Raw genomic sequence first — 3,987 nt, forward strand, 5'->3', positions numbered from 1 at the left:
GATTCCCGTTTACAATTCGAGCCGCAGTTCCCGAAAGACAGTGTAGCTTACGATAAAATTAAAATTGACAGCATTTTACACGCCAAACTGGTGGATTTACCAAAAGTAAACCCAGCCATTAAACGCGGTATTCCGGTAAAAACACAATTTGTATTGCCTGTAATCCTGAAAACAGAATAGCTTATTTGATATTTTCGCGCTTCCATTCGAACCCGCCAACCAGCGAATATAATGCCACGAATGTACTGAAAAAAGGATAAATCAAGCCACTTACCACTACTGAATACATACGCATTTTCAGGAATCGGTTTGCTTGATACATTAAAATAAAATCGACTACAAACTTCACCAAAAACAAAGCCAACAGGAATTGCCAATCCATAATTCCGAAAGCCATCAGCAACACAGCTAAAACAAGAAAAAAATTGGCCACGAAAACCATAATCGCCAATCCTTTTGCAAAATCACTTTGATAAGCAGATGCTTTAGAAGCCCAACGCACCCTTTGCTTGAATAATTTAAACCAGCTTTTCTCGGGTTTTGTAGTAACTACAACATCGCTATTTTTCAGATAATGCACTTTTTCAGGAAAATTGGCAATGGCTTTCTGCAACAGAAAAACATCGTCACCGCTAGCAATATGGTTATTCCCGTGGAATCCTTTCAAATCGGAGAATAACGTTTTCGTGTAGGCAAAATTGGCTCCGTTGCACATGAATGCTTCATTCAGACCAAAACTGCCGATACTCGCGCCTTGCAGACTCAACAAGTCCATTTGTTGAAAATGGGACAACAATCCTCCTTTCGTCGGGAATTTGACTGCCCCGGCTATCATTTCGGCCCCACTATTCTGAATGCAGGCATCATAAACAGAAAGCCAATCCTTCTGAACAATGCAATCGGCATCAGTAGTAATAATCCAGTTATGCTTTGCGATAGTTACTGCACGAGTGATTGCGTCTTTTTTTGGCGATTTTGAAACCCTTACATTATCCAGAATAGTAAGATGTACCCATGGATTTTCCATTCGCCATCGGTTGATGACACGAACCGAATCGTCCTTTGATTCATCATCAACAAATATTACTTCGAATTGATCTTTCGGGTAATTAAGTTGCGACAGGGACTGCAATAAATCAGGAAGATTGTGCGCTTCGTTCCGGAACGGAATCACGACGGAAAATCCGGTTTTTTTTTCGGGACTCGTTTTCTGAAAATAATTTACTTTCGAAAAACCCCAAATCAACAATCCGATAAAGAATACGTAATTGATAAAAATCAATACAAAAAGCAAGTTTATGATTTCCATTGTGCCTTAAAATTTAAAACAAAATAACTGCCGATTACTACCGGAATCACCACATTCAAAAACCACATCAGCATACTGATAAACACGACTATCCATTCGTTTACACCCAGCAACCCGAAGAAATAGACCGCTACGCTTCCTTTTACCGCGAAATCCAGAAACTGAAACGTTGGCAACGATGACGCCAAAAAATAAACACTGGTTATGGCCGCCATTAACAATAAATACGGAATTTCCACATCGAAAATTAAAAATAGTAAATAATACTGATGCGAGAAAACCAAATAACGGCCAACAGCCAACAAAATGTTTTTATTGTGAATCCGTTTCGGAATACCATTTATTTTATGGATGAGTTTTTCAAGCGAATAGCCTCTGATGTTTATCTTCTTGACAAAAAACAAAACCCCGATGGTCAAAACCAAGATCCCAAACAGAATTCCGACGGTTTCTGCAGTGATTATTTCAAATTCCGCATTGAAATACATTAGACCGAAAATCCCGAAAACAATCGTTAACACCATTTGGATTCCATTGCAGATCAAATTCAGAAAAACTATTTTTTTAGTTTGGGATTTATCAAAAAACAAGGCTTTCCCGGCATATTCCCCGATTCCGTTTGGTGTAAACAAGCCGGCGGTCAGCGCTCCTAAAACCTGCTTTGACGCTTCTCTTATTTTTATTTTATTGATCACTTCCACCAAATTCTGCCACTTCAAAATTTCGAGAAAACGATTTAAGAAAGTCAGCAGTAGAATCAGCGAAATATTCCCAAACGATTTTTTTTCCTTCAAAAGTGCGGTGAATTTAACCCAATCAAGTTTGTCGTTATTGGCCAACTGATTATAAATAAAATAAAATGCACCTCCCACTACCAAAAGTTTGATCAGAAGAACGAGGAATTGTTTAGCTTTGTGGGGTATCGAAATCATCCGTGCAAAATAACAAATTAAAATTGGCAAACGAACGCATCATATTAGGAATTGACCCGGGAACGACCATTATGGGTTTCGGACTCATTCGTGTCGTGAATAAAAAAATGGAATTCATTCAGCTGAACGAATTACAGCTCAATAAAATGGATGATCATTACATGCGTCTGAAACGAATTTTCGAGCGTACCATCGAATTGATTGACACCTACCATCCGGATGAAATTGCCATTGAAGCACCATTCTTCGGAAAAAACGTTCAGTCGATGTTAAAATTGGGACGTGCTCAGGGAGTGGCCATGGCAGCGGGTTTGTCACGCGATATTCCTATTACCGAATACGAGCCGAAAAAAATAAAGATGGCCATTACCGGAAATGGAAATGCCAGTAAGGAACAGGTAGCCAAAATGCTGCAACAATTACTCGGCTTAAAAGAACTACCTAAAAATCTTGACTCTACCGATGGTTTGGCAGCAGCAGTGTGTCATTTTTTCAATTCGGGTAGAGTCGAAATTGGAAAAAGCTATTCGGGTTGGGATGCTTTTGTGAAGCAGAATGAAAACCGGATAAAAAAATAGCCAACAAATAATTGTTGGCTATTTTTATTATAATCTTTTGGATTTATTCAGCATATTTATAGTTGAAAGTTCCATTAGTAACTGTATTATTCACAGGAGCTTCCGGATTGTTTGGATCATCAACGGTTGTGAATGTAAAAGTTCCTTTTACGATTTTTGTAGTCGTATTAACGGAAGTGATTGTAATAGATCCTTGTTTTGTGTATTCAGATTCGTCGTTCATATTATCAACCAGATCAATAAAGTGAGATGGTGGAGTTTCGAAAGCCTCACCTCCAATAGGATATGTTCCAACTACGATATCTGACCTTTTTAACCAAATATTTATCTCAGGATTTCCCCAAACACCACCTTGTCTGCCTTGTAGCATTACAAAATCTTCTTCCGGAAAATAATCCCAAATATTTGTTGTAGAATAAGCGTTGGTTCCAAATGGATTATTTGCTTTGAATTGTGCGCTGTTAATAGTTGCAGTCATAGCAAATTCAGGCTGTGTATCTGCCGGAGTGGAAGAACTGTCGTCCGAAGAACAGGATAAAAACAAAAATGGTAAAATAAGAAGCGAATGTTTTAATTTTTTCATGATATTTTGGTTAAAATTTGACCAAAAATAGAGCTTTTACCGAACAAAATATCTTTTCAATTCTATTTTAACAACCATCATTTTTGTAGTAAAAATCAAATAACTGCTAATCAGTAAATTATTGAAAAAATAAAGCAGAATTAAAAAATAAACTTATTTTTGCGAAAACCATAAAAAACCAAGTATGAAAATTTTTAAATTTTTCGCTGTATTTGTATTAGCGACTTCTTTGTTCTCATGTTCTTCAGACAGTTCATCAGACTCACCTCAAGAGAGTCAACATTTCAACCTTACGTACAATGGGACAGAAAAAACAGTAAGTAGCTGGCAAGCTATCAGACAGGAAGATTTTATTGAAGTTGCCGGAGACACACCAAATGGATTGGGCGTTTCTTTTAAATTCAACACCCACGGAAACCTTTACCAATCTTTTGTTCACCCAAATAGTGCTGAAAGCACTGTGCCGCTTCAGACCTCATTTGCTTACTACAGTGATGATAGTTTTACTTTTGAATTGATAGAACTCAACACTACAAACAAAACAGTTAAAGTTAATTTTAACGGAAAAATATACGATAATGAATA

Annotated in this window: 5 protein-coding genes and 1 pseudogene; 3 read left to right on the forward strand and 3 right to left on the reverse strand. The window is 37.3% G+C overall.

The window, feature by feature from the left end; all coding sequences use genetic code 11:
• Nucleotides 1-180, forward strand: a pseudogene (locus tag VLB74_RS00240) (hypothetical protein); the annotation flags it as partial.
• Between the two features lies 1 nt (nt 181).
• Here VLB74_RS00240 and VLB74_RS00245 read toward each other — a convergent pair.
• Both VLB74_RS00245 and VLB74_RS00250 read right to left on the reverse strand, forming a co-directional pair.
• On the reverse strand, nt 182-1,309 hold the full coding sequence (locus VLB74_RS00245) for a glycosyltransferase family 2 protein (RefSeq protein WP_325201465.1): 1,128 nt from the start codon (nt 1,307-1,309) through the stop codon (nt 182-184).
• Nucleotides 1,297-2,241 carry a hypothetical protein gene (locus tag VLB74_RS00250; RefSeq protein ID WP_325201466.1) on the reverse strand — a complete coding sequence of 315 codons (945 nt, stop codon included), beginning with the start codon at nt 2,239-2,241 and terminating at the stop codon, nt 1,297-1,299. Before VLB74_RS00250 ends, VLB74_RS00245 begins: the two co-directional genes overlap by 13 nt.
• A gap of 23 nt (nt 2,242-2,264) precedes the next feature.
• On the opposite strand from VLB74_RS00250, the gene ruvC reads away from it, so the two are divergent.
• The gene (gene ruvC / locus VLB74_RS00255; protein ID WP_325201469.1) at nt 2,265-2,819 is read left to right on the forward strand and encodes a crossover junction endodeoxyribonuclease RuvC; all 555 of its coding nucleotides are present in this window, start codon (nt 2,265-2,267) and stop codon (nt 2,817-2,819) included.
• Nucleotides 2,820-2,862: 43 nt separating this feature from the next.
• Here ruvC and VLB74_RS00260 read toward each other — a convergent pair whose 3' ends face one another.
• Entirely contained in the window at nt 2,863-3,402 is a 540-nt protein-coding gene (locus tag VLB74_RS00260; protein WP_325201467.1) for a Riean_0653 family protein, read from the reverse strand.
• Nucleotides 3,403-3,586: 184 nt separating this feature from the next.
• Between VLB74_RS00260 and VLB74_RS00265 the strand changes: the two genes are divergently transcribed.
• Nucleotides 3,587-3,987, forward strand: a 401-nt coding sequence (locus VLB74_RS00265; RefSeq protein ID WP_325201468.1) for a hypothetical protein, incomplete at its 3' end; no start/stop codon positions are given.

This window comes from Flavobacterium sp., assembly GCF_035456225.1.
In the GTDB taxonomy this organism is placed as follows: Bacteria; Bacteroidota; Bacteroidia; order Flavobacteriales; family Flavobacteriaceae; genus Flavobacterium.

Coding starts and splice junctions, on each gene's coding strand:
- VLB74_RS00245 (WP_325201465.1), bottom strand. CDS start 1,309: ATGGAAATCATAAACTTGCTTTTTGTATTGATTTTTATCAATTACGTA.
- VLB74_RS00250 (WP_325201466.1), bottom strand. CDS start 2,241: ATGATTTCGATACCCCACAAAGCTAAACAATTCCTCGTTCTTCTGATC.
- VLB74_RS00260 (WP_325201467.1), bottom strand. CDS start 3,402: ATGAAAAAATTAAAACATTCGCTTCTTATTTTACCATTTTTGTTTTTA.